This window comes from Gilvimarinus gilvus (genome assembly GCF_030518155.1).
In the GTDB taxonomy this organism is placed as follows: domain Bacteria; phylum Pseudomonadota; class Gammaproteobacteria; order Pseudomonadales; family Cellvibrionaceae; genus Gilvimarinus; species Gilvimarinus gilvus.
This window is the reverse complement of record NZ_JAULRU010000731.1, coordinates 1-24019: the sequence shown is the minus strand read 5'-3', so window position 1 is coordinate 24019 and position 24019 is coordinate 1. Positions and strand designations below refer to the sequence as shown.

Below are 24019 nucleotides of genomic sequence, written 5' to 3'. Positions count from 1 at the left end.
GGTGCGAGGGGCAACCGCTCTGGTGTAAAATGCCTGCCTCGCTGTAAAAAGCGGCCGGGACTGGCTGGTATTGCAGCTGTGAGCGCGTGAAGCATTCAACTTAAGGGCACAAGATTCTATGCAAGTGTGGGTATCACAACTTCACGCCTGGGCCCCAGGGCTGAGCACCGGCGCTGACTGGCAGGGTTTTTGCGCAGATGAGCTACCGCTGGGTGACGACAAACCGGCGGCAGGCGGTGTGCCGGCTATGACGCGTCGACGCTTAACGCGTTGGGGCCGGCAAGCAATGGAAGTCGCCGAGCCGCTGGCGCCCGCTCTGACCGAGCAAACGCCCGTTATCTTTTCGTCCCGCCACGGCGATACGGCACGCACATTTAAATTGTTGCGGGACCTTGCCAGTGGTGAGCCCTTAAGCCCCAACGCGTTTAGCTTGTCGGTACACAATTCAGCGCTGGGTTTATTTACCATTCTAAAAGACATCCATACGCCATCGCTGGCTTTGGCGGCGGGCTCGGATACCTTGGCCGCTGCCTGGCAGGAGGCCTGTTCCTGGCTGGCGACAGGCCGCGAGCAGGTTTTACTGGTGCATACTGATGAGCCATTGGCCGATTTTTACCAGCCTTATCGCGATGAACTGGATATGCCCGCCGCGGTTGGGATATTGCTGCACCGGGCGCCAACTGCGGGCGCCGACGCGGTAGAGCTGACTATGGCACAGGCACAGGGGCCGCGCTCCCGCCACAGTATGATGATTAACTTTCTCGCCGGCTGGTTTGGCCACAAGGCGCGATTTACCCATGCCAGCGCTAGTCATCAATGGTGTTGGGCGCGCGTGGCCGCTCATGGTTAAGTGGCTGGATCGATCCTGGCGAATTTGCGCCACCGGCTTTTGTTTTGCTAGCTTTTCTGGTGCGGCGCTCGCGCAAACCTTGTTTGTGTTTCCGCTTTACCATCTTTTTTGCGCCAATTCGCCGGAAAAAACCCGTAAAATTCGCCGCCTGCAGCAAAAAAGCTTTGCAGGCTTCGTCAAGATGATGGAAGTGCTGGGACTAATCCGTGTGACGTTGCATAATAGCGCCCTTTTACAGAAAGCCCCTGGGTGCATAGTTATTGCCAATCACCCAACACTGATCGATGTGGTAATTCTATTTGCCGCTCTGCCCGGTGCAAACTGTGTGGTGAAAGGCGAACTGTGGCGCAGTCGTTTCACCCGCGGGGTGATGCGTTCGGCGGGTTTTATCAGCAATGAGAATGCGGACAAATTGCTGCAAGGTTGTCGCAGCTCTCTGGCGGACGGGCAGGCGGTATTGATCTTTCCCGAGGGGTCGCGTACCACGGCGGGGCAGTCATTGGCGTTCAAGCGCGGGTTTGCCAACGTTGCCGTTCGCACCGGGGCACCACTGCTGACAGCGTTTATTACTTGCAAGCCGCTGACTTTGGTCAAAGGCGAAAAATGGTACCAGGTTCCGCCCAGCAGAGCCTATATCGATGTGTATTTGCACGAGGTACTAGAGCCACGTGACATTGTGGATGATTTTGATGATAAGCCCAGGGCGGCCCGGCTGTTGACCGGCTATCTGGAACAGTATTTTGAGGAAGGCTTACAACGCTATGACCGATATTGATAACGATATTAAAACAATGATAATCGAGGAGTTGGAGCTCGAAGACCTGAGTGTCGAGGATATTGAAACCGAAGCGCCGTTGTTTGGCGACGGATTGGGCTTGGATTCTATCGATGCCCTGGAGATTGGTCTGGCATTACAAAAACGCTTTAATGTTAAAATTGACGCGAACTCCGAGCAAAATAAAGATCACTTTCGCAGCGTTGCCAGTTTGCGAGATTTTGTATTGGCACAACAGGCACAGTAACGCACCGGGCAATAGACAGTTCCATGACTAAAGAAGAAATTTACAACCAACTCAAATCGGTCCTAATTCAATCCTTTATGATTGATGAGGACGATATTTCGCTGGACGCCGATCTCTATCAAGATTTGGATTTTGATAGCATCGACGCTATTGATTTGGCCGCCAAAATTCACAGTGTAACGGGCAAGCAACTCAAGCCGGAACAGTTTAAAGGCGTGCGCACGATCGGCGACGCCGTCGATGTGGTTGACGAGTTACTGAGTAAAGGCTGATGCGCGTTCTCACAGTGGTAGCCATGATCGTGCTATTGCTGTATCCATTGCTGGTGTACGTAGGTATGCAATGGCTAGAACCGAGAGTCCTCGGTTTGGCGATTGCTACGGTTTACTTGCTGCGGTTTGCTTGCAAGGTAAAGCATTGGTGGCAGCGGCTGTTGATTGTGACCGCTCTGACTAGCGCCGCCGCCGTCTTGTGGTGGAGCAACGATGAAACCTTACTAAAGTTGTTACCGACAGCCATTAATGTGGCCATGGCGGGCTTCTTTATGTACAGCCTTGTACACCCGCCGACATTGCCTGCCCGAGTTGCCGCACTGGATTATCCCGAAGGTCTACCCGATATTGTATTGACCTACACCACTTGGGTGACGCGTATTTGGGTGGGTTTTTTTCTTGTCAATGCCGCACTGGCCGCGGTGACGGCCTTGTTCGCCAGCCGAGAGGTCTGGGCACTGTACAACGGGGTTATTGCCTATCTACTGATGGGACTGCTGTTTGGCGGTGAGTTCGCCTACCGGCATTTAATATTTCATAAAAAACACGCGTTATGACTGAACCTTTGGACATAGGGTATCTTGCGCTGCAAGGTGGCGACCATATCGTTGCCGTCGATGGCGACACCGTCTTCAGTGCCGACGACTTTAAACAGCGGGTAGAGCGCTTTTACGCAAGTATTGCACAACAAGCCGAACACAGCGTTGGACTGTGGCTGAGCTCCCCCTGGGACTTCCTCTGCATTTTCGCCGCACTGGCACTGGCCGGTAAGCGCATCGTTATGCCACATAACCTGCAGGCCGGGGCCGCAGGTCAAATGAATGATTATTTCTCCGCACTGATAACCGATCAGCCGCTACCGGCCTTGGATTGCCCGCAGTGGCACCCGGCCGGGTTGTTGGCAACAACAGCTAAACCTGAAGCCTTACAAGCGCTTAGCGAGTCCGCCGGGGTGGGTTCGGTGGAGATGATTTTGTTTACCTCTGGCACCACGTCTGAACCGACGCCTGTACGCAAAACGTTGGCGGATTTGCACGGCGAACTGGTCGAGCTGGAACAGGCTTTTGCCGGCGAGGTGCAACAGCATCCGGTACTGGCGACCGTGTCGCATCAGCATATTTACGGCTTGTTGCATGTGCTCTTGTGGCCGTTGGTGCGACGGGCACCTTTCGCGATAACAGCCTGTCACTACCCGGAGGTCTTGGCCGAGCAAGCTGAAAAGCTGGCGCCGGTTGTGTTGGTGTCAAGCCCGACGCACCTTTCCCGATTGCCGCAGTCTGAACCCTTCTGTGCGCAGGCTGGAGCATTTTCCAGCGTTTTTTCTTCCGGTGGCCTATTGGCCAAGACAGATGCCTTGGCCATAACTGAAGTGTTAGGCCGTGCGCCCATAGAGGTTCTCGGCAGTACTGAAACTGGGGGGGTTGCCTACCGTCGTCAAAATGAGTCCGAGTGCTGGACTGCTCTGCCCAATGTCAGCGTCGATCAATCGCCAAACGGCTGTTTGCGCGTACGCGGCAATCATTTGGGTGGATTGCCGGAATTTGTGATGGGCGACCGTGTAGAGCTTCAGCCCGACGGTCGCTTCTTGCTGCTGGGCCGCGCGGATACCGTGGTTAAAGTTGAAGGCAAGCGGTTATCGCTCAATGAAATGCAAACCCGCCTTAATGAGCACGAGTGGGTGCTGGAGAGCCGGGTAGCGATAGTTCGCGGTCGGCGCGACGAAGTCGGCGTGGTGGCGGCGCTGACCCAAGCGGGGCTCGATGCTATTGCCGTACGTGGTAAACGGCCCGTGAACATTATTCTGAAACGACATTTGCAGGATTATTTTGAATTGCCTTTGCTGCCCAGGCGCTGGCGCTACCTCGACGCTATGCCGCGCAATACGCAGGGCAAGATACTGGCTGTGGATATTCAAAACCTATTGGAGGCGCGAGTATAAATATGTTGCAGCCTCCCGCCGCGCGCGTGCTTGAGCGCAGTGACAACAAAGTTGAGTTGTCACTGCCACTGACTGACGATTTTCCCTGCTTTGTCGGCCACTTCGACGGCCTGCCGGTGCTCGCCGGCGTGGTGCAAATAGGTTGGGCGCTGCACTTGGCAGAACACTACTTTGCACGCAAGTTTCAATTTCAGGCCTTACAGTCCAATAAATTTCAGCAGTTGGTGCGGCCGCCCATAACCCTGCACCTGACCTTACAATACCTGCCGCAAAAGCAGATGGTAAAGTTTCACTACCGCAATGGCTTGGGTGATTGCTCGCGCGGCGCGCTGCGCGTCGAGGAGTTGCCGGCGTGAGCCCCACGTTCAGCGCTTGTGTTGTTATTCCCGTGTACAACCACGCGCACTTGGTTGGGCCTGCCTTGCGCCATCTTCGCGCTCAGGGCATTGCCTGTATCTTGGTTAACGATGGTGGGGATGATGCGGCCAGTGATCAGTTAAAAGCCCTCAGTGTGGAGACTGCCAGTGAGCTGATAGAGCAATACCCCAACGGTGGCAAAGGCTCGGCGGTGCTGCTCGGTATGCACCATGCTTATAATTTAGGCTATAGCCACGCGGTGCAAATAGACGCCGACGGGCAGCATTGCGTTGAAGATGTCGCCGTTTTTATTGCGCGCGCGCAGACACAACCTGAGGCGGTTGTCGCGGGTATTCCCCAGTATGATGCCTCGGTCCCTAAGCATCGCTTATACAGCCGTTACATTACGCATTTTTGGGTGTGGGTAGAAACCTTGTCGCTGGATATAAAAGATTCCATGTGTGGTTTTCGGGTTTACCCATTGGCGCCGGTTATTGCATTGGCGCGCGATGTCAAAATAGGCGAGCGAATGGACTTTGATACCGAAATATTGGTGCGCTTATATTGGCGCGGGCTGGACGTCATTTCGGTACCGACAAAAGTCATTTACCCTGAGCAAGGTGTTTCTAATTTTCGCATTTGGGGGGACAACATCGCCATCAGCTGGATGCACACAAAACTGGTGGCCGGTATGTTGTTGCGCTCCCCGGTATTGTTGGCGCGTAAACTGCGCAAGGTGTTGTCATGAGTGACGGTCACGGCCGTCCCGAATGGACGGATATTCGCGAGCGCGGCAATTTGCAGGCAATGCGTTTGCTGTTTTGGTTTTATCGCCACGGCGGTCGTTTTTTGGTGTACCCGGTGGTGTGCGTTGTGGTGTTCTATTTTTACCTGACGCGCAGCGCCACGCGCCGTCACTCGGCGTTGTATTTACAGCGAGCCACCAATAAGCCCGTTACGCGTTGGCAAGTGTGGCGCCATCATATGGCATTTGCCCGCGCCTTAATGGACCGGCTCGGCGCCTGGATGGGACGCATTGAGCGCACGAATGTAAGCTTCCCCGGCCACGCCACCATGCTGGAATTGCAAAAAAAGAAGCAGGGCGGGGTACTGCTGGGGGCGCACTTTGGCAACCTGGAAATGTGCCGGGCCGTGGTGGAAAACGACGGCTCACTCAAGCTAAACGTAATATTGCACACCGCCAATACCGAAAATTTTAACGAACTGTTGCGCAGCGCCAGCGATAAAGCAGAGGTGCGTTTGATTCAGGTCACAGAAGTGACCCCGGCGACCGCTATGATGCTGAAAGAAAAGCTGGATCAGGGCGAGTTTTTAATTTTGCTGGCGGATCGTTTACCCCCGGGTAACAGTGAGCGCTTTTTCAGCGCGGATTTTCTCGGTGCGCAGGCACAATTTCCCACCGGGCCTTTTTGGTTGGCCTTAATGCTGGATGTACCGGTGTTCTTTATGGCGGGTTACACAACGCCCGCAGGCTACGAAGCGAGCCTCGAACTGTTGTACGATGGCGGGCGGGTGCCGCGCAGTCACCGCGACGCCGTTTGCCAGGAAATTTTAGGGGCTTATTTGCAACACTTAGAGGCGTTGTGCCGTAAGTACCCGCTGCAGTGGTTCAATTTTTTTGACTACTGGAACGATGACCAAAACACTAATAAGCGAGATGCAGGAGTAACTGGCCACAATGACCGTTAACACATCGCGAAACACCATTGAGTTCGGCTGTAAGCCGGTCACAATTGAAGATATTGTTGCCATTTCGCGAGGCGCAAGCGCTCGCGTTACCGACGATGCGGCATCGCGCCAGCGCATTGAGGCCAGCGCTCAATTTGTCAAAGACCTGTGGCAAGAAGAGGGGGTTATTTACGGAGTCACCACCGGTTACGGCGACTCTTGTACCGTATCGATTCCGCCGCATCTGGTCGAGGAGTTGCCCCTGCACCTCACGCGTTTTCACGGCTGCGGATTGGGCCGGGAGTTTGACCGCGCCCATGGTCGCGCCATTCTCGCCTCGCGTCTGGCGTCATTGTCGCGCGGGTACTCTGGCGTGCGCATGGAATTACTCGATCGCCTGGCAAGTTACATTGAACGCGACATCGTACCGGTGGTGCCGGAGGAAGGCTCCGTTGGCGCCAGCGGTGATTTAACGCCGCTCTCATACGTGGCGGCCTCATTGGTGGGTGAGCGCGATGTGTACTTTAAAGGTGAGCGCAAAAGCGCCGCCGAGGTTTTACAGGCGCAAGGTTTAGCACCACTGCAGTTGCGCCCGAAAGAGGGCTTGGCGATTATGAATGGCACGGCGGTTATGACAGCCATCGCCTGTTTGACGTTTGACCGTGCGCAGTACCTGGCCAAGTTGGCAACCCGCCTCACCGCTATGGTCAGTGTTGCGCTCAAAGGCAACACCAACCATTTCGATGGCAAATTGTTTTCGGTAAAGCCGCATCCGGGCCAGGGGCAAATCGCCCGTTGGATTCACGACGACCTACAGGCGGCCGAAGTGGCCCGCAACTCCGATCGTTTGCAAGACCGCTACTCGGTGCGCTGCGCGCCACATATTATCGGCGTGTTGCAAGACTCGCTGCCCTGGTTTCGCCAGTTTATTGAAACCGAGCTCAACAGTGCCAACGACAACCCGATTATCGATGGCGAAGGTGAGCACGTTTTACACGGTGGCCACTTCTACGGTGGTCACATTGCGTTTGCAATGGATTCGCTGAAAGTGGCGGTTGCCAATATTGCTGACTTGGTGGATCGCCAAATGGCGTTACTTATGGACGTAAAGTTCAATAATGGCCTGCCATCGAACCTTTCCGGGGCGACTCCGGACCGGGCAATGATCAATCACGGCTTTAAGGCCGTACAAATAGGAACATCGGCCTGGACCGCAGAGGCACTCAAGCACACCATGCCGGCCAGCGTGTTTTCTCGCTCAACCGAGTGCCACAATCAGGACAAGGTCAGTATGGGCACCATTGCTGCGCGCGATTGTGAGCGGGTACTGGAGCTGACCGAGCAAGTGGTGGCGGCAGGGTTATTGACGGCTACTCAGGCCTTTTATTTGCGCAAACAACAGAGCGATTTTGACCACAGCGCCATAACACCGACACTGGAAAGCATGTATGCCGAAGTGCGCGAGTACTTTGACATTGTCGATGAAGATCGGGCGCTCGAAGGCGTCTTGCGTCAGACGATTCAACTTATCCGGGATCAACGCTGGGAGCTTTACCCAAATGACTAACGCCAACGCCATGTCGGTTACGCTAGATCGCAAAGTACCGTTTTACGATGTCGACAGTATGGACATCGTCTGGCACGGTCACTACGTCAAATATTTTGAGGACGCGCGTTGCGAATTACTGGATGCGCTTGCGTACAATTATCAGGCCATGCGCGATTCCGGCTATGGCTTTCCGGTGGTGGATATTCGCATCAAGTATGTGCGCCCGGCGCGCTTTAATCGTGCCATCCGTATCGAAGCTACGCTGCAAGAGTGGGAAGTCCGCTTAAAAATTGCCTACCGCATTGTCGATGTTGAAAGTGGCGATGTTCTTACCAAAGGCTACAGCGTGCAGGTTGCCGTGGATCTCGCCAGCGGCGAAATGTGTTATGCCATGCCCGACCTATTTGCGCAAAAGTTACAAGCGTTTTGGGACACACAGAGCCAAACGCCCGAGCAGGTAAATTAAGCGATGTCCAAACTGCCTGCCTTGTTATTATTGCTCGCGACTGCGCTAACCGCAGCGGCAGACTCTCCCGCTCGGGTTGATGCCGACTCTGTTGTATGGCGGGCTACCCTGGAAGCCGACCAGCAGCGCCTGCAGCAAATTGCCGAACAATTATCGGCCTCATTGCCGGTAAGCGGCACAATGGTGCAACAAAAGCACATGGCCATACTGGAGCAACCTCTGCAGTCGAAAGGCGAGTTTTTATTGGAGGAAAATGGCGATATCGACTGGTCGGTAACAGAGCCCTTCCCGGTACTCTATCAGGTGCGCGATGATCGGATACTGCGAACACTCGATGGCGAGCAATTAGAAATTTCTGCACGCACCGAACCATCCGTGTATGGTTTTTTTCAAATTGTCAGCAAACTGTTTGAGCTCAAACTCGATGGATTGCATCGCTTTTTTACTCTGCAGGTGCCGGCTGAGGGGTTAGGCGAACCTTGGCAATTGCGATTGCAACCGAACAACGATCGCTTAGCTTCGGCCATTGCTGCGATTGTGGTGAGTGGTCAGCAAGGACAGATGAGTAGGGTCACCGTACGGGAGCCAAACGGCGACTTCAGCCAAATCGAATTTATTTACCGTAGCAAAAAGCCGTAACCGGTGGCGCACATGAAGCGATCACTGCGGCGCATTCAAATACTCTGTTTAGTGCTTATGCTGGCCGCGGTAGCCTTGGGTGTTGCGACCTTGCCTAGGCTGACGTTTAACAATGACATTCTGGCGTTGTTTCCGGGGCAGGATGCGCGTTCGGCACAGAGTATTGCGGATCAGCACCGTGCGCAAAAAGTCGAGCGAGAAATACTGCTTCTTGTCCACACGACCAAAGTAGAACAGCTGCAACAACCGTTAGAAAAAGCCCAGGCACAGCTAGTGCAATGCCAGTGCTTTAGTAAAGTGGCTATAAAAGCCATTGATATGGCGGATGAGCCGTTTCGTCTTGCCTCAGAGCATCCGGCATTGTTATTAACGCCGGCATCGCGCACGCAACTTAACCAACTGAGCGCGGAGCAATTAAGTCAAAGTGCTTGGCGCAGGTTAATGACGCGCCCCGGCGGATTTTCTTCGCGAGAGCTTGCAACCGACCCGCTGGGAACGCTGGCGGCTTTTAAAGCCAACTGGCAACCAACCGGAGACAAGCTCCACATTAACGATGCAGGCTTTGCACAAGTAGATGTCGATGGGAAATCGTATCTACTAGTGCGGTTAACGCTGGCAGCCTCGCCGTTTAGTCTGCAAGTGCAACAGGCGGCGATTCAAGCGCTCGATAGTGCACTGGCTGAGGTGCGTACCTTGCCCGGTGCCGATATATTAACCACCGGCGCGCTTTTTTATACCCACGCTGGCACCGAACAGGCCAAGCGCGAAATATCTACTGTGGGCCTGGGCTCACTGCTCGGTATTGTGTGCCTGTTCCTATGGGTGTTTCGAAGCCCGTCGTTGCTAGTGTTGGCTTTTGTACCCATTGGGGTTGGAGTGTTAGCCGGGCTTAGCGTGGTGCAGTGGTGGTTTGGTCATGTTCATGTAATCGCACTGGTGTTTGGCTCGGCCCTGGTGGGCGTCGCTATTGATTACACTTTGCATTTTTACGCGAAGCGCTTTGATGCCGCCGCGCACTGGCAACTAAGTGATGGTTACCGCCGTTTACTGGCGCCACTGAGTCTGGGATTACTCACCAGTGTCGCCGGTTATTTGAGTTTTTCCGCTACCGGCTTTCCGGGTTTTACCCAGGTGGCGGTTATGTCGAGCGCGGGACTGATTGCCGCTTTTGTTACGGTAATGGGTTTATTCCCACTGCTGTTGGCCCGCCCCAACGCCACAGGCTCATCGCCAACGCTATTGGCTCTGCTGTACGCTATACAAGGTATGCAGCGCGCGATCTTTGTCGGCCTATATCGTCCATTGGGGGGGTTAGCGCTTGGCATAGTAGCGCTGACGATTTGGCCATTGTGGCAAAGCAATGACGATATTCGACAAATGCAAAGTCCGCCCGCTGAGCTCAAGCAAATGGAAGAGACGTTCCGCGACTCTTTGGGGGCGCGGCAGGCGCTTCAGTACTTGTTAGTGCAGGCACCGGATGCTGCGACGTTGTTGGCAAGGCTGGAACAAACCGACCAGGCGTTGGCTGCATTGCGCGACGCGCAACAACTGACTGACTACGATACACTTAATCGTTGGTTGCCAAGCCCTGGTCAGCAGCGCAAAAACCTGGAGTTGTGGCAGCAGAGGGTAATTGATTCCGGCGCTTTGGAGCAGTTATTAACGCGTCTGGGCGTCGGCGAATCCGGGCGGGCGACCATTGTCGACTCCCTGACTACCGCGCCTATTATCGCTCCCGGGCAGCTGCTCAATAGCGCGGGCGCCAATGCGGCGGTGCCATTGCTGTTTTCTCATGCGGGCAGCGTCTATAGCGTTGTGAACCTGTATTCGCCCTTTAGCTCTGAGGCGCTTATACAATTGGCGAGTACCCGGCCGCATGTCAGTTGGGTAGATCCGGTCGGGCGCACCAACCAATTGCTTGAACATTATCGCCACAATGCCAGCGGCCTTTTGTTGCTCGCTTACGCGCTTATTTGGCTGTTGCTGTGTTGGCGCTACGGTGCGTTTGGGGCGTTGGCTGTGGTGACGCCGCCGGCGGCGGCCAGCGTGGTGACCTTAGCCTTACTGCTGGTGATGGGACACGCTATTAGTGTGTTTCATATCATGGCACTGATGTTGGTATTGGGAATCGGAATCGATTACACCCTATTTATACGCGAGTCGGCAGGTTTAGTGCGTTCTACATTGCTGGCCATTGGTTTATCGACCGTGACGACCGTGCTATCGTTTGGCCTACTCGCCCTGAGCGGTACGCTAGCTATTGCCCAGTTTGGTATGGCGGTGTTTGTGGGAATTGTATTGGCATTTTTCTTGGCGCCCTTGGCGCAACGACCGTAATAGAGAGTGGAGTTTCGGTATGGCAGCTGTACCTGATCAGGTGGACGTTGTAATTATTGGTGCTGGTCCATCCGGTGCCATTGCCTCTGCGCTGCTTAAACAGCGTGGATTTAGTGTGATCGTTTTTGAAAAAGAACAATTTCCGCGCTTTTCTATTGGTGAAAGCTTGCTGCCCCAGTGTATGCAATACGTTGAACAGGCCGGTTTTTTGCCGGCGGTGCGCGATGCCGGATTTCAGTTTAAAAACGGTGCGGCCTTTGGTTGGGGTGAGCGCAGTACCTACTTCAATTTCGAAGAAAAGTTTTCTCCCGGCCACGGTACCACTTTTCAGGTAGAGCGCGCCCGCTTTGATAAGTTGCTGGCGGATGAAGCACAAAAGCAAGGCGTCGACATTCGTTACTGTCACTCCATTAGCGATTGCCAGTTGCATGATGGTGGCGGCAACACCGTGACTTATGCAACGCCGGAAGGCGAGTCGCGTACAATCGACTGTCGTTTTGTATTGGATGCCAGCGGTTTTGGCCGTGTGCTGCCGCGCTTGCTGGATTTAGAAACTCCCTCGGACTTTCCTGTGCGTCAGGCTGCCTTTACGCATATTGACGACGGTATTGAGTCCACCGATTTTGACCGCAATAAAATATTGGTCACTGTACACCCTGAAGAGCGCGACATTTGGTACTGGCTTATTCCCTTTAGTGGCGGTAAGTGTTCCGTAGGCGTAGTGGCGAGCGAAGAGAAATTGCGTAAACGCGGTGCCGCTACACCTCTGCAGTTGGTGCAAACCATGTTGGCCGAGTCGCCGGTGCTGGCAAATCTACTGCAACGCGCGCAGTTTAAGTACCCCGCCAATCAAATTACCGGTTACTCCTGCAATGTTAAGTCGTTGGCCAATAACAATTACGCGCTTTTGGGCAACGCCGGAGAGTTTCTCGATCCGGTATTTTCTTCGGGCGTTACCATCGCCATGCGCTCGGCCAGTATGGCGGTAGAGGTGCTGGCCAAACAACTCGACGGTGAGGCCGTCGATTGGCAAAACGACTACGAAATACCGCTGCGCAAAGGGGTAGACACGTTCCGTGTATTTGTCGATGCCTGGTACGACGGTCTGTTCCAGGACATTATTTTTTACCCTGAGCAATCAGTCAACGTGCGGGAAATGATTTCATCTATATTGGCCGGTTACGCCTGGGATGAAAAAAATCCATTTGTCGCCGAGCCTCGTCGCAGAATGCGTGCCTTAGCCGAGTTCTGCTCCTCTGCGGCCTAATGCGAGTCACACGGGTTTTTATTATTCCGGGCTTTGCGCTGGCAGCGCTGTTGTTTACAGCGGGCTGTAGCAGCCCTTTGCCCACGCCGCAACTGGCCGTGTGTCCCACGCCTGCCCAGGGCACCTTGCTGGTCTCCGTTCGCGAGCCTGAACAGGCGCCGATACCACTGATTTTGCGCGTTCAGCCCGAGGCCGGTGGCGTGCGTTATATCGCTATGGATACGCTGGGCAACCCACAATTCAATGGCCTAATAGCGGAGCAATCGGTGGCGGTGAATCGGCAACCGTTGTACCGCGGAATGTCGCCCGAGAACTTAATCAGCGCTGTGTACTGGTGGCAAGTACGCGAACAATTGAGCGCCGCTTGTATGAGCCAGGCGGGTCTTTCGCGAATTGAGAATAATGCGGAAATTACCTTATTTGCCAACACTAAACCGGTATGGCAATGGCGCAAAGCCCAGCCGGATTCTGTTATCCTAGCGCCCACAAAAATAACCTTAACGTTACGGACATCCTCACCATGAGTCAGGCGTGCTATCTGACAGATTTAGGCTTAGTGAACGCCTTGGGCGGTGATGGTACCGGCGTTAGCCGTGCTTTGTTTTCCGGTCATCGCGGATTAGTTTCGTGTGACTGGGTGCCGGGCAAGGCGACCTATGTCGCGCCGGTTGCCGCACATTTAGCACCGGTACCTGAACGTCTGGCGGCGTATGGCAGTCGCAATGCCGGACTTGCGTTAACCGCCGTCGATCAGTTATCCGATACTATTGGCGAGCTAAAAACGCGCTATCAATCATCTCGTATTGCGGTGGTGGCCGGTAGCAGTACCTCGGGTATTGCCGAGGGCGAGCGGGCCGTGGCAAGCTATAGCCAGTCGGGCGTTACCCCGCCGGATTACGCCTACCGCGCGCAAGAAATTGGCAATCTGGCCGAGTTAGTGGCCGCCTATTGTGAGCTTGACGGCCTTGCCTATACGTTATCTACCGCCTGTTCCTCAAGTGCGCATGCCCTCGCTTCCGCCAAACGTCTGTTGGACACCGGCATGGCGGATGCCGTTATTGCCGGTGGTGCCGATAGTTTATGTCGGCTGACGGTCAATGGCTTCGCCGCGCTGGATTCGGTCAGCGACACCATGTGCTCCCCCTTTAGTACCAACCGCCGCGGTATTAATATTGGCGAAGCCGCCGCCTTTTTTGTGGTGAGCAAAGAGCCGCTGCGCCACCGAATTCAATTACTGGGGGCCGGCGCCTCCTCCGATGCTCATCATATATCCGCGCCTGATCCCGAGGGCGCCGGCGCCGAGGCCGCCATTAGCATGGCGCTGGCCGAGGCCGGTTTGCGTCGCGAGGACATCGGTTATGTGAACTTGCACGGCACCGGCACGCCGCTTAACGATGCGATGGAGTCGGCGGTCATCTCGCGTTTGTTCCCACATCAACCGCAGGTAAGTAGCAGTAAGGGGCAAATTGGCCATACTCTGGGTGCAGCCGGTGCCACTGAAGCGGGTTTGATGTGGCTGGCCCTAACCGGGGGCAGTGGTAAACTACCGCCTCATTGCTACGACGGACATTACGATCCGGCACTGCCCCAGCTGAACCTTGTTAACACAGGCGATTGTTTGGCGGCCAGCGGCCAACCTGTGTTTTTAAGCAATTCGTTTGCATTTGGTGGTAATAACGCCGCACTGATTATTGGGCTGGCTGATGACGCTTGAACATTTAATTCCCCACCGGCCACCGTTTCGTTTAATCGATACTGTGCTCGAGCAGGCACCGGAGTCGGTGGTGGCGCAAGCGGTTGTAGACAGCAACAATGTTTTTTTTGATGCGAGCTTAAATGCCGTGCCGAGCTGGACGGCCATTGAATATATGGCGCAGACGGCGGCCGTGTGGGTAGGGCTGCACGATGCCGAAAAGCCCGGCGGGGAGAGTGCTGACATTGATCCGTCCGGCGAGGGTGGTGAGCAGATTCGCCCCGCCTTTCTTATCAGTGCCCGTCAGTTGCAAGTACAGCAGCCGAGTTTTGCGCTCGGTGCTACGCTGCGCATTCACGTAGACGTAAATTTTATCGATGGTCCTATTGTGGCCTTCCACGGAACAATCATGCAGTGCGTTGACGGTGTTGAGCAACGGGTGTGCGAGGGGGAGTTTTCGGCGTTTCGCCCCGATAGCCTCGAAGAGTATCTGCAGGCCAGTGACCCGCAGCGCATTGCACAAGCAGGGCAACTCGCCTAACAGGAGTATTATCTATGGCTCGTCAAGTATTAGTGACCGGCTCAAGTCGCGGCATTGGCCGCGCTATCGCACTGCAACTGGCTCGCGATGGGTTTGATGTCATTGTGCACTGCCGTGGCAGCGTAGAGTTGGGGCAGGCCGTCGTCGCTGAAGTGCAAGCTTTGGGGCGCGAAAGTGAATTGTTGTGCTTTGATGTAGCCGACCGCGCCACTACCCGCAATGTACTCACGGATTTTGTCGAGCGCAAAGGCGCGTTTTACGGTGTGGTGTGTAACGCCGGTATTACCCGCGACAACGCCTTCCCCGCCATGAGCGAAGACGATTGGGACAGTGTGATACACACCAACCTCGACGGTTTCTACAACATTTTGCAACCTTTGGTTATGCCCATGGTGCAGGCGCGCAAGGGCGGGCGCATTGTTACTCTATCGTCGGTGGCGGGCTTGGCCGGCAACCGCGGCCAGGTAAATTACAGCGCAACCAAAGCCGGTTTAATTGGCGCCACCAAATCATTGGCGTTGGAATTAGGTAAGCGTAAAATTACCGTGAATTGCGTAGCCCCGGGCATTATCGAAACCGATATGATCGACGAAGTGTTTGCCGACGAGGCGAAAAAAATGATTCCCTTGCGCCGCTTTGGTCAGGTCGACGAAGTGGCAAGCCTGGTGGGTTACCTAATGAGTGACTCAGCCTCCTATATTACCCGTCAGGTTATTTCTGTTAACGGTGGTATGTTGTAATGCGTAGAGTGGCGATTACCGGTGTGGGTGCGGTCAGCGCGCTGGGTAACGATTGGAACAGCGTCGAGGCCGGCCTGCGCGCGGGCAAAAATAAAGTGCAAGCCTTTGCCGAGTGGGACGCTATTGAAGGGCTTAACACCCGCTTGGGCGCACCGCTCGAATTCACCACACCGAAACATTACCCGCGCAAAAAATTGCGCTCTATGGGCCGCGTGTCGGTTATGGCCGTGGATGCCAGCGAGCGCGCACTGGCCATGGCCGGCTTAATCGACGACCCACTGCTTAAAAGTGGCCGCGTCGGTGTGTCTTACGGCTCGTGTATTGGCACCCCGGGCGATGTGCCGGCGCTGACCAAGGTGGTGACCGACAACACCACCGTGGATTTAACCGCGTCCACCTACCTGCGTACCATGACCCACACCGCCACCGTTAATATCGGCCTTTTCTTTGGCATGACCGGGCGTATTATTCCCACCGCTTCGGCCTGTACCTCTGGCAGCCAGGGCATTGGTTACGCCTATGAAGCGATTAAGTACGGCATGCAGGATGTCATGGTGGCCGGTGGCGCGGAAGAATTTCACGTTACTCCGGTGGCGGTATTCGATACTCTGTTTGCCACCAGTACCAGTAACGACACACCCGAATTAACCCCGCGCCCCTTCGACAAAGACCGCGACGGTTTGGTGTTGGGTGAGGGTGCCTGTTCCCTGATTTTGGAAGATTACGAGCACGCCAAGGCGCGCGGAGCAAACATTCTCGGCGAAATTGTGGGCTATGGCACCAACTCCGACGGCGCTCACGTCACCGAGCCGCGCGCCGTTACCATGGCCGATGCCATGCGCATGGCGTTGGACGATGCTCAACTGAGCGCGGACGATATTGGCTACGTCAACGCTCACGGCACCGCCACCTCTAAAGGTGATGTGGCCGAGTCACAGGCCACTTGCGCCGTGCTCGGTGAAGGCAAACCGATTAGCTCGCTGAAAAGTTACATCGGCCACACCCTCGGCGCTTGCGGCGCGCTGGAGGCGTGGATGACTTTAGAGATGATGCACAGCGGCTGGTTTGCGCCCACCATTAACTTAGACAATATCGACCCCGAGTGCGCTCCGCTCGATTACATTACCGGCAATGGTCTGGAGTTGGACTGCCAATACGCCATGAGTAATAACTTTGCCTTTGGCGGTGTGAACACATCGCTGATTATTAAGCGCGGCGATTCATGACCCGTGTGGTGATCACGGGCCTGAGTGCGGTAACCGCACTGGGCTCAGATTGGCCCGGCTTTAGCGACGCGGTAAAAAATAACCGCAGCGGTATTCGTGTGATGCACGAGTGGGCTGATATTAAAGGTTTAAATACTCAGCTCGGTGGTCCGGTGGACGGCTTTGCCTTAACCGGGAACTATCCGCGCAAAAAAATTCGCAGCATGGGCCGGGTGTCGCAAATGGCGACCGTGGCCAGTCGTGATGCGCTGAGTATGGCCGGCTTACTCAATGATCCAATCCTGCAAGGTGGCCGGGTTGGTATTGCCTATGGCTCCTCGACCGGCAGCACCGACGCCGCTCGCGAATTTGCGCAAATGCTTACCGACCGCGACCTGTCCCGCATTACCGCCACCACCTACATCAAAATGATGAGCCACACCACGGCGGTTAACCTGGGGGTATTTTTCGAAGTGAAAGGGCGTGTATACCCGACTTCCTCGGCCTGTACCTCCGGCAGCCAAGCCATTGGTTACGCCTATGAGGCCATCGCCAGCGGCCGACAGGACATTATGATTGCCGGCGGCGCCGAAGAGTTGTGCCCCACCGAGGCGGCGGTGTTCGATACCTTTCGCTCGGCCAGTACCAAAAATGATATGCCAACCCAAACCCCGAGCCCCTTCGATGCGGACCGCGACGGCCTGGTTATCGGCGAGGGCGCCGGCACGTTAATTTTAGAATCACTCGATCACGCGCTGGCGCGCGGCGCTGAGATTTACGGTGAGGTGATTGGTTTTGGTACCAACTCCGACGGCGGCCATGTCACCCAACCCGACAGTGCCAGCATGCAAATCACCATGCAGTTGGCACTGGACGATGCCGGCTTAAGCGCCGGCGATGTTGATTATATTAATGCACACGGTACCGCCACCCAGTTTGGCGACGTGGCGGAAAGTGCCGCCACTTACCAAGTGTTTCAGGACCGGGTGCCGGTAAGCAGTTGCAAGGGCCACCTGGGGCACTCGCTTGGCGCCGGTGGCGCAATCGAAGCCTGGGCCTGCTTGCACATGATGCGCGAGTGCTGGCTAATGCCCACCTTAAACCTGAACAATATCGATCCCAATTGCGCCCCTTTGCAGTATTTGACTGGTGCGGTACAACCCATCGAGTGTCAGCGGGTAATGTCCAACAACTTTGCTTTTGGCGGTATTAATACGTCGCTTATTTTTCAACGGTTTGACGCTTAAGCGAGTCAATCTCTTACGGATTCAGCCATGATAGATCAGTGGATTTTTTACGCGTTGGCGGTGCCCGTGGTACTGCTGGTTGGGCTTTCTAAAGGTGGTTTTGGTGGCGGCTTGGGTTCGCTCGCCGTACCGGTTCTGTCGCTGGCGGTGGACCCTCGCTTAGCCGCCGCCGTGCTTTTGCCTATTCTGTGCAGCATGGATTTAGTGAGTCTTTGGAGCTTTCGCGGCAAGTGGGATAAACGCAACCTGCTGATTATGTTTCCCGCCGCCATGATTGGCCTGGCGTTGGGCGCCGCGATGTTCACCTATATGGACGCCGATAAAATCCGTTTTATGGTGGGGGTAATGGCGCTGTACTTTGTTGGCCATTACGTGTGGGGTAAACACGTGTTGCAGCGCGTGGCGGTGCAAAAGGCCAGTGTGGTGCGCGGCAGTTTCTGGAGTACAGTGGCCGGTTTTGTCAGTTATATTGCCCATGCCGGCGGCCCGCCCATCTCCATTTACCTGTTGCCTCAGCACTTGCCGAAAACTTTGTTTGTGGGCACCACGGTGTTATTTTTCAGTGTGGTGAATTACATCAAGCTTGTACCCTATGTGTGGATGGGCCAGCTCAATTTAAGCGCGCTGTATACCTCGTTGGTGCTGTTGCCGTTGGCGCCCATTGGTGTGTGGTTGGGGGTGTGGCTACACCACCGCGTATCGGATAAGTGGTTTTATGGGGTGTGTTATGTGTTGTTGGCGTTTGCGGGGGTTAAGTTGGTTGGGGAATCGTTGATGGTTTGGTTGTCTTAGTGTGTGTTTCTTTTGCATCTGTCGTTAGACATCCGACGTCACGCTTAGCTTTTTAATTTTGCCCGGAATTCGCCCGGGTGGGGCGAGCTACTTCTTTGGTGAGCAAAGAAGTAGCCAAGAAACTCACCCCGGCAACTGGCCCGTCGGGTCCCCTCGCTCCAATTAATTTTAGTGGGCCGTCTCGATAGGCCCTCCCTGGCCTAACGATACTTGCGCACGCTTCCATGCGTGCTTACCCACTAAAATCAATTTCCACTCGGCTCAGTGGCATGGGGGAGGGGGCTTCGTAGCATAGTTTTGTTTTGCGTCAGACATCAGACATCAGACATCAGACGTCGGACGTCTGACATTCGCTTCTTCCATGCGCGATTAACCACCCAAATTGGCCTACGTATCAGCTGGATACGATGGGAGGAGTAGGGCACTTCGTAGTATGGCCTTGTTTTCGGTCAGACATCAGACGTCGGGCGTCAGACTTTCTATTCCTGTCGGACTTCAGGTATTCACATTTCCTATGTGCAATTAACCCACAAAATCAGCTCGAATTCGGCTGGATGAGATGGGTGAAGCGTGCTCCGTAGCGCATTTTGCTGATCGTGGGTTGTTTCAGACTTCTGACGTCGGACATCAGACTTTTCTTTTCTAGTCATTTGCCGGATTTCGCCCGGCAGGCGAGTTACTTTTCGTGACGCGACGAAAAGTAACCAAAAGACGCGCCCCGCATCTCAGCCCTTCGGGTTCCCGAATTCGAGCTAATTTTGAGGGTCGGAAAAGATCGCTTCCCAGCGCTTTTCCTTAATTGCACCTCCATGTGCAATAAACCCACAAAATTATCTCGCCTTCGGCTGGATGCGACGGGAGGGGTCGGGAACTTCGTAGTATGATTGTTTTTTCACGTCCGACATCAGACGTCGGACGTCAGACTTTCTATGCTCATCAGACGTCGGACTTCCGGCATTCACTTTTCCTATGTGCAATTAACCCACAAAACCAGCTCGAATTCGGCTGGATGAGATGGGGAAAGGTGGCTCCGTGACGCATAAATCGTCATTGCCGGTTTGTATGGACAAACTGGTTAATTTGCCCCGCAAAATTTGTCAAAACACTTTTTCACGTAGCTTTAAGTAAAGTTTGACGCCAATTCGAGGGAGGGTTGTAAAAACCGCAATACAATCATTAGGTTGCATAGGGGTTGTTCAGAACAAAGAAAACGAATAAAGTCAGAATTATAAAGAAAGAGTCTTTCTTTTCTCGGACAAGGAACTGTCAAAAATAGCTCCTTATTTCAGTAATATCAATTGCTTAGCAACACTTTTTCGTCTAACTTCTCGGGGTGTTATATTGCCGCGGGGGATTTTACTTAGTCTTTTGAATTAACTGTTAGCCATCCAGGAATTATCAAGAAATCAGGATCTTTTATGAACGTTTATATTTTTCAATCAGTTCCAGATCGTTTTGATCTAGAAACTGAGCTAGTTAAAAATAAGAAAGATACGTGGTATGCCACGCGCTACCGGAAAAAAATGAAGGTGGGGGACTATGTTTTTTTCTGGATGGCCGGACCTGATGAACGCAAAGGAGTTTATGGTTGGGGAGTAATCGACTCAGACCCTTATATAAAGGATGACTGGAACAGTTATGGCGTAGATGTCACTTACAAGGAGAAATTTGGAGAAAGGCTATCAAAATCCATGCTTCAAGGTGATGCTATCTTAAAGAATATTCTCTTGTTTAGAGCTCCTCAGGCAACCAACTTCCTTCTCTCAGAAGAAGAAGCTAAAGCCCTGATCAATTTAACGAAATCGAGAGGTGAGAATCCTCCTGTAATAGGAGCGTAAGATGGCTGGCATCGATACTGGACTACTGGATAAAGTCAAAGATCCATTTACTTTTTTAGTGCTTATCCTTCTAATGGTAGAAGCAGTTCTGGGTGGTATGGCTTACTCTTTTGAGCCTTACAGAGACATTTTAATACCAGCGATAATTGCATTTTTAGCTGTGTACACAATCCTTGTGTTTTATTTGGTTATTAGGGAGCCAAGTCCAATATCATCTAATTTTGCAAAGGAGCTTGGTAATGATATTTACGTTGCCTTGCAGGGGCCATTTTCTAATTTAGAGGATGTAGAAGCTGAAGAAGCGTGGGCCACTTTAGCTGAGGTAGTAAAAAATGGAGAGGCTACCGAGGCTGATAGGTTTCTTGCTTTTCGAAAAACAGTATCAGAAAGATTAGAAAAAAATGCTCAAATACTCGGGAATTGGAAACCGCTGCAGCATCAAAATGGCTAACAAGTTGCTGCACTCGGAAAAATTACTCGCTGTGCTCCTAATTTTCCGGTGAGCAAGGCGTTAAGGTTTTATCTTGTACGAAGACGAAATCCAGTTTCTAAAAAGAGTTGAAGATCCGTCTGATGAAAACAATGAGCGGGATATTCTCTCAGAAGATGAATGCAAAGCTCTAGAATTCGAGTTCCCAGGATTGCCGAATGAATACACTTCTTACCTAATGGAAATTGGCGCAGGTTCTGCGCGAGAGGATCAGTACATGATCTACAATAGGCCGGCTCTGTGTCATGAAGATGAAGACTTCTCTTGGTACGAAACGAAGGGCATCAACTATCTAGTTATTGGCGATGACTTTGCGGGGAATTTGTATGCCTTCAATATTGATTCGGGCTTTCTTCCGGTTTTACTTGATCATGAATGTATGGATGAATTTTTACATAAGGGCAGTATCAAATCGTTCTTTAGAGAAATGATGCTTATGGATCGAGATGGCAATGATCAACGACAACCTTAACAAGTCAAAGCACGCGGAATTGGTAAAGCTGTCACCTTTTTCGCTTGCGCAAAAAAGCCGCCAACTTCACCAAGCCGGTGTTTGAGGCGTTATGGACGGAACGAATGAGTAAGCGACGGCTTATAGCAGACGGAATAGGGGCAATATTTCTCGCCTTGGCTTGCACAGGAATGGCTGTCTATGGCCTGTACACCGGAGAGCTTTATACTCTTGCAAGCCCAGCATATCTGGCGACATCCTCGGCTGCCCCTACAGTCGCTCTCGCGGCGACCCCGCGGGTTTTCTGGGCTTGGATGGGCGTGTATCTTTTGCTGTCAGTGTTTCTGGTCTATAGGGGCATATTGGAATTAAAGGCATCGCGAAGGGTATCGGGCGAATGGCTCAATTAGATAGACCGAAGTTTAGCCATAACAATCAAATCATGTACGCGCGTTTCACGCGCCGGACGCCCTCCTGCGTCGGGCGCCACATATTTGGGCGTTAGGATTTTTACATGGAATCAATTTTCAGGGGTCTTGTAGTTTTTGCGGCCGTTTTGAGTCTCATATTTTGGTCAATGCCATATTTCGACTACATGTGGCTCTCAAATGAACAGCTGTACCTACTTGATCAAGATGGCTTTGGGGCGGTAATTCCGACCAGCCACTTAACATATTGGGGCACGTTGGTTGTTTGGCTGGTATTATTAATAGGCCTATTCTTTTTTAACCGTTTCGCAAGAATTGGGTTTGTTGCATTCTATTTTTTCTCTGTTGTTCTTGGGCTATGCTACGGTCTCCGGATTCATACTGCATATGAAGTAACAATATTGAATTTAATGGGGTTGGCAGATGGAGCGATAATTGCCATTGCATACCTAACTTCTGTTGGTGCTAAATTTGAAAAACAATCCTAACGGCAAACACTAGGACAGCCACAAATTAAAGGGAATCTTTGATTTTCTTCATGCGTTGTTTTCAATGTGTCGTAAAAAACACTAGGACATCCATAAACTTAAAAAACACTAGGACATCCATAAACAAAACACTAGGACATCCATAAACTGAAAGAAAATTTTGATTGCGCCAAATCATTTTTCAATAGGCTGAAAAATTTTTAAGATGGTTAAAGCGCAACACCTATAAATAGTGTTTCAATCAAATCGATGAATTTCAGACACCCGGCGCTCTACCTTTCGGCATAATCGTTGAATTTTCGGAACAGGTTTTAGCTTAAGCGGGAAACAGTCGTCGGCAGCTTTGAATGCCGCGCATCCATTTTTGGTTCAGAGAATATAAACACTAGGACAGCCACAAATTAAAGGGAATCTTTGATTTTCTTCATGCGTTGTTTTCAAGGTGTTGTTAAATTGGGGAAAGGTTAAAGTTCAATGTATGTAAAGAGAATTTCAATCAATTCGGTGATTTCCAGAAATAAAAATCCCTACCTTTCAGTATAATCTTTGGTTAGTGGTGCAGGTTTGATGAAACACTAGTAAGCGCCAAACCAACCACCCAGTTACACTTGGTCTAAATTTTTGCTAGCGTTCCACGGCAGTAAGGCCTCAATGGCTTCAAGGCTCTGCGCGTTGGGCAGCTCTTTAAAAACCACCTTCAAGTAAGCGTACGGGTTGAGTCCGTTGGCCTTGGCCGTATCGATCAGGCTATATAGATTAGCGCTGGCTTTGGCACCAGCCTGGCTGTTGACGAACAGCCAGTTTTTACGGCCCACAGTGAACGGTCGGATGGCGTTCTCTGCCCGGTTGTTGTCGATGGGGTAATGGCCATCGTCCAAGTAGCGCACGAGCCTGTCCCACTGGTTGTGCAGGTATAACAGTGCCTTGCCAATCGCACTTTGCGGCGGCACGTGAGGCAAGCTTTTTTCAAGCCAAGCTCTGAGTTTATCGATGATCGGTTTGGCCTCTTGCTGTCGCCTTCGGTAGCGCTCATCCGGCGGTTGATCCTTTATGGACTTTTCTAAGGCGTACAGTTTTTGGATAAACGCCAGGCCCTGATCGGCTTTGCCCGCTTTGCCTTTTTTCTGAGCGGCCTTCGCATCCATCAGTTTGCGCCGGGCGTGGGCCCAGCAGCCAAGACGGGTGATCTGGTAATCCTTGCTCCAAACACTAGGACAGCCACAAATTAAATGCAAACACTAGGACAGCCACAAATTAAAGGGAATCTTTGATTTTCTTCATGCGTTGTTTTCAAGGTCTTGTTAAATTGGGCAAACACTAGGACAGCCACAAATTAAATGCAAACACTAGGACAGCCACAAATTAAAGGGAATCTTTGATTTTCTTCATGCGTTGTTTTCAAGGTCTTGTTAAATTGGGGAAAGGTTAAAGTTCAATGTATGTAAAGAGAATTTCAATCAATTCGGTGATTTCCAGAAATAAAAATCCCTACCTTTCGGTATAATCTTTGGTTATTGGTCCACGTTTAACTTTAAGCGGGAAATAGTCGTCGGCAGCTTTGAATACCGCGCATCCATTTTTGGTTTAGAGATTCACAAAGCTCCGTGATTTTGGTTACAGAGCCAATCGCTTGACTGAATTGGCTTTCAATATGGCAGCAGCTTTCCAGCCAGTCGGTTGAGGGAATGTTGAGTCTCTCTAAAATTGAGGGCAGTGAGT

The 24019-nt window shown here is 52.7% G+C and carries 25 protein-coding genes and 2 pseudogenes; 25 read left to right on the top strand and 2 right to left on the bottom strand.

Going from position 1 to position 24019, the window contains the following annotated elements; genetic code table 11:
• The first annotated feature begins 118 nt into the window (after positions 1–118).
• The 25 genes from QWI17_RS18305 (at position 119) to QWI17_RS18185 (ending at position 22300) form a co-directional block, all read left to right on the top strand.
• Entirely contained in the window at positions 119–850 is a 732-nt protein-coding gene (locus QWI17_RS18305; RefSeq protein ID WP_302723969.1) for a beta-ketoacyl synthase chain length factor, read from the top strand.
• Positions 798–1625 (top strand): lysophospholipid acyltransferase family protein, encoded by an 828-nt coding sequence (locus QWI17_RS18300; RefSeq protein WP_302723968.1) that lies wholly within the window; start codon positions 798–800, stop codon positions 1623–1625. Before QWI17_RS18305 ends, QWI17_RS18300 begins: the two co-directional genes overlap by 53 nt.
• Complete coding sequence (locus QWI17_RS18295) at positions 1612–1872, top strand: phosphopantetheine-binding protein (RefSeq protein WP_302723967.1); 261 nt, start codon at positions 1612–1614, stop codon at positions 1870–1872. The genes QWI17_RS18300 and QWI17_RS18295 overlap by 14 nt, the downstream gene beginning before the upstream one ends.
• Before the next feature lie 23 nt (positions 1873–1895).
• Positions 1896–2144 (top strand): acyl carrier protein, encoded by a 249-nt coding sequence (locus QWI17_RS18290; protein ID WP_302723966.1) that lies wholly within the window; start codon positions 1896–1898, stop codon positions 2142–2144.
• Positions 2144–2701 (top strand): COG4648 family protein, encoded by a 558-nt coding sequence (locus tag QWI17_RS18285; protein WP_302723965.1) that lies wholly within the window; start codon positions 2144–2146, stop codon positions 2699–2701. The genes QWI17_RS18290 and QWI17_RS18285 overlap by 1 nt, the downstream gene beginning before the upstream one ends.
• Positions 2698–4083: an AMP-binding protein gene (locus tag QWI17_RS18280; protein WP_302723964.1), complete on the top strand. Its 1386-nt coding sequence runs from the start codon at positions 2698–2700 to the stop codon at positions 4081–4083. Before QWI17_RS18285 ends, QWI17_RS18280 begins: the two co-directional genes overlap by 4 nt.
• Positions 4084–4085: 2 nt before the next feature.
• On the top strand, positions 4086–4439 hold the full coding sequence (locus QWI17_RS18275) for an ApeI family dehydratase (protein ID WP_302723963.1): 354 nt from the start codon (positions 4086–4088) through the stop codon (positions 4437–4439).
• The gene (locus tag QWI17_RS18270; RefSeq protein ID WP_302723962.1) at positions 4436–5188 is read left to right on the top strand and encodes a glycosyltransferase family 2 protein; all 753 of its coding nucleotides are present in this window, start codon (positions 4436–4438) and stop codon (positions 5186–5188) included. The genes QWI17_RS18275 and QWI17_RS18270 overlap by 4 nt, the downstream gene beginning before the upstream one ends.
• On the top strand, positions 5185–6150 hold the full coding sequence (locus QWI17_RS18265; RefSeq protein ID WP_302723961.1) for a lysophospholipid acyltransferase family protein: 966 nt from the start codon (positions 5185–5187) through the stop codon (positions 6148–6150). Before QWI17_RS18270 ends, QWI17_RS18265 begins: the two co-directional genes overlap by 4 nt.
• A complete protein-coding gene (locus QWI17_RS18260; RefSeq protein ID WP_302723960.1) occupies positions 6140–7696 on the top strand; it encodes an HAL/PAL/TAL family ammonia-lyase in 1557 nt (518 codons plus the stop codon). The genes QWI17_RS18265 and QWI17_RS18260 overlap by 11 nt, the downstream gene beginning before the upstream one ends.
• Entirely contained in the window at positions 7689–8144 is a 456-nt protein-coding gene (locus QWI17_RS18255; RefSeq protein ID WP_302723959.1) for an acyl-CoA thioesterase, read from the top strand. Before QWI17_RS18260 ends, QWI17_RS18255 begins: the two co-directional genes overlap by 8 nt.
• A gap of 3 nt (positions 8145–8147) precedes the next feature.
• Positions 8148–8783 (top strand): outer membrane lipoprotein carrier protein LolA, encoded by a 636-nt coding sequence (locus QWI17_RS18250; protein WP_302723958.1) that lies wholly within the window; start codon positions 8148–8150, stop codon positions 8781–8783.
• Between the two features lie 12 nt (positions 8784–8795).
• The gene (locus QWI17_RS18245) at positions 8796–11120 is read left to right on the top strand and encodes an MMPL family transporter (protein ID WP_302723957.1); all 2325 of its coding nucleotides are present in this window, start codon (positions 8796–8798) and stop codon (positions 11118–11120) included.
• Between the two features lie 19 nt (positions 11121–11139).
• Positions 11140–12387, top strand: coding sequence for an NAD(P)/FAD-dependent oxidoreductase (locus QWI17_RS18240; protein WP_302723956.1), 1248 nt, complete (start codon positions 11140–11142; stop codon positions 12385–12387).
• Entirely contained in the window at positions 12387–12911 is a 525-nt protein-coding gene (locus tag QWI17_RS18235) for a hypothetical protein (RefSeq protein ID WP_302723955.1), read from the top strand. Before QWI17_RS18240 ends, QWI17_RS18235 begins: the two co-directional genes overlap by 1 nt.
• Positions 12908–14101, top strand: a complete 1194-nt coding sequence (locus QWI17_RS18230) for a beta-ketoacyl-ACP synthase (RefSeq protein WP_302723954.1) — start codon at positions 12908–12910, stop codon at positions 14099–14101. Before QWI17_RS18235 ends, QWI17_RS18230 begins: the two co-directional genes overlap by 4 nt.
• Complete coding sequence (locus tag QWI17_RS18225; protein WP_302723953.1) at positions 14091–14621, top strand: hotdog family protein; 531 nt, start codon at positions 14091–14093, stop codon at positions 14619–14621. The genes QWI17_RS18230 and QWI17_RS18225 overlap by 11 nt, the downstream gene beginning before the upstream one ends.
• A 14-nt stretch (positions 14622–14635) precedes the next feature.
• Positions 14636–15361, top strand: a complete 726-nt coding sequence (gene fabG / locus QWI17_RS18220; RefSeq protein WP_302723952.1) for a 3-oxoacyl-ACP reductase FabG — start codon at positions 14636–14638, stop codon at positions 15359–15361.
• On the top strand, positions 15361–16587 hold the full coding sequence (locus QWI17_RS18215; protein ID WP_302723951.1) for a beta-ketoacyl-ACP synthase: 1227 nt from the start codon (positions 15361–15363) through the stop codon (positions 16585–16587). Before fabG ends, QWI17_RS18215 begins: the two co-directional genes overlap by 1 nt.
• Entirely contained in the window at positions 16584–17813 is a 1230-nt protein-coding gene (locus QWI17_RS18210; protein WP_302723950.1) for a beta-ketoacyl-ACP synthase, read from the top strand. The genes QWI17_RS18215 and QWI17_RS18210 overlap by 4 nt, the downstream gene beginning before the upstream one ends.
• Positions 17814–17840: 27 nt before the next feature.
• The gene (locus QWI17_RS18205) at positions 17841–18605 is read left to right on the top strand and encodes a sulfite exporter TauE/SafE family protein (protein WP_302723949.1); all 765 of its coding nucleotides are present in this window, start codon (positions 17841–17843) and stop codon (positions 18603–18605) included.
• Between the two features lie 1418 nt (positions 18606–20023).
• Complete coding sequence (locus tag QWI17_RS18200) at positions 20024–20443, top strand: EVE domain-containing protein (protein ID WP_302723948.1); 420 nt, start codon at positions 20024–20026, stop codon at positions 20441–20443.
• A gap of 1 nt (position 20444) precedes the next feature.
• Complete coding sequence (locus QWI17_RS18195) at positions 20445–20894, top strand: hypothetical protein (protein WP_302723947.1); 450 nt, start codon at positions 20445–20447, stop codon at positions 20892–20894.
• 73 nt (positions 20895–20967) lie between these two features.
• The gene (locus tag QWI17_RS18190; protein WP_302723946.1) at positions 20968–21405 is read left to right on the top strand and encodes a hypothetical protein; all 438 of its coding nucleotides are present in this window, start codon (positions 20968–20970) and stop codon (positions 21403–21405) included.
• A 493-nt stretch (positions 21406–21898) separates the two neighbouring features.
• Positions 21899–22300: a hypothetical protein gene (locus QWI17_RS18185; RefSeq protein WP_302723945.1), complete on the top strand. Its 402-nt coding sequence runs from the start codon at positions 21899–21901 to the stop codon at positions 22298–22300.
• 602 nt (positions 22301–22902) lie between these two features.
• Here QWI17_RS18185 and tnpC read toward each other — a convergent pair.
• Positions 22903–23496 (bottom strand): annotated as a pseudogene (gene tnpC / locus QWI17_RS18180) (IS66 family transposase); the annotation flags it as partial.
• 335 nt (positions 23497–23831) lie between these two features.
• A pseudogene (locus QWI17_RS18175) lies at positions 23832–24019 on the bottom strand (hypothetical protein); the annotation flags it as partial.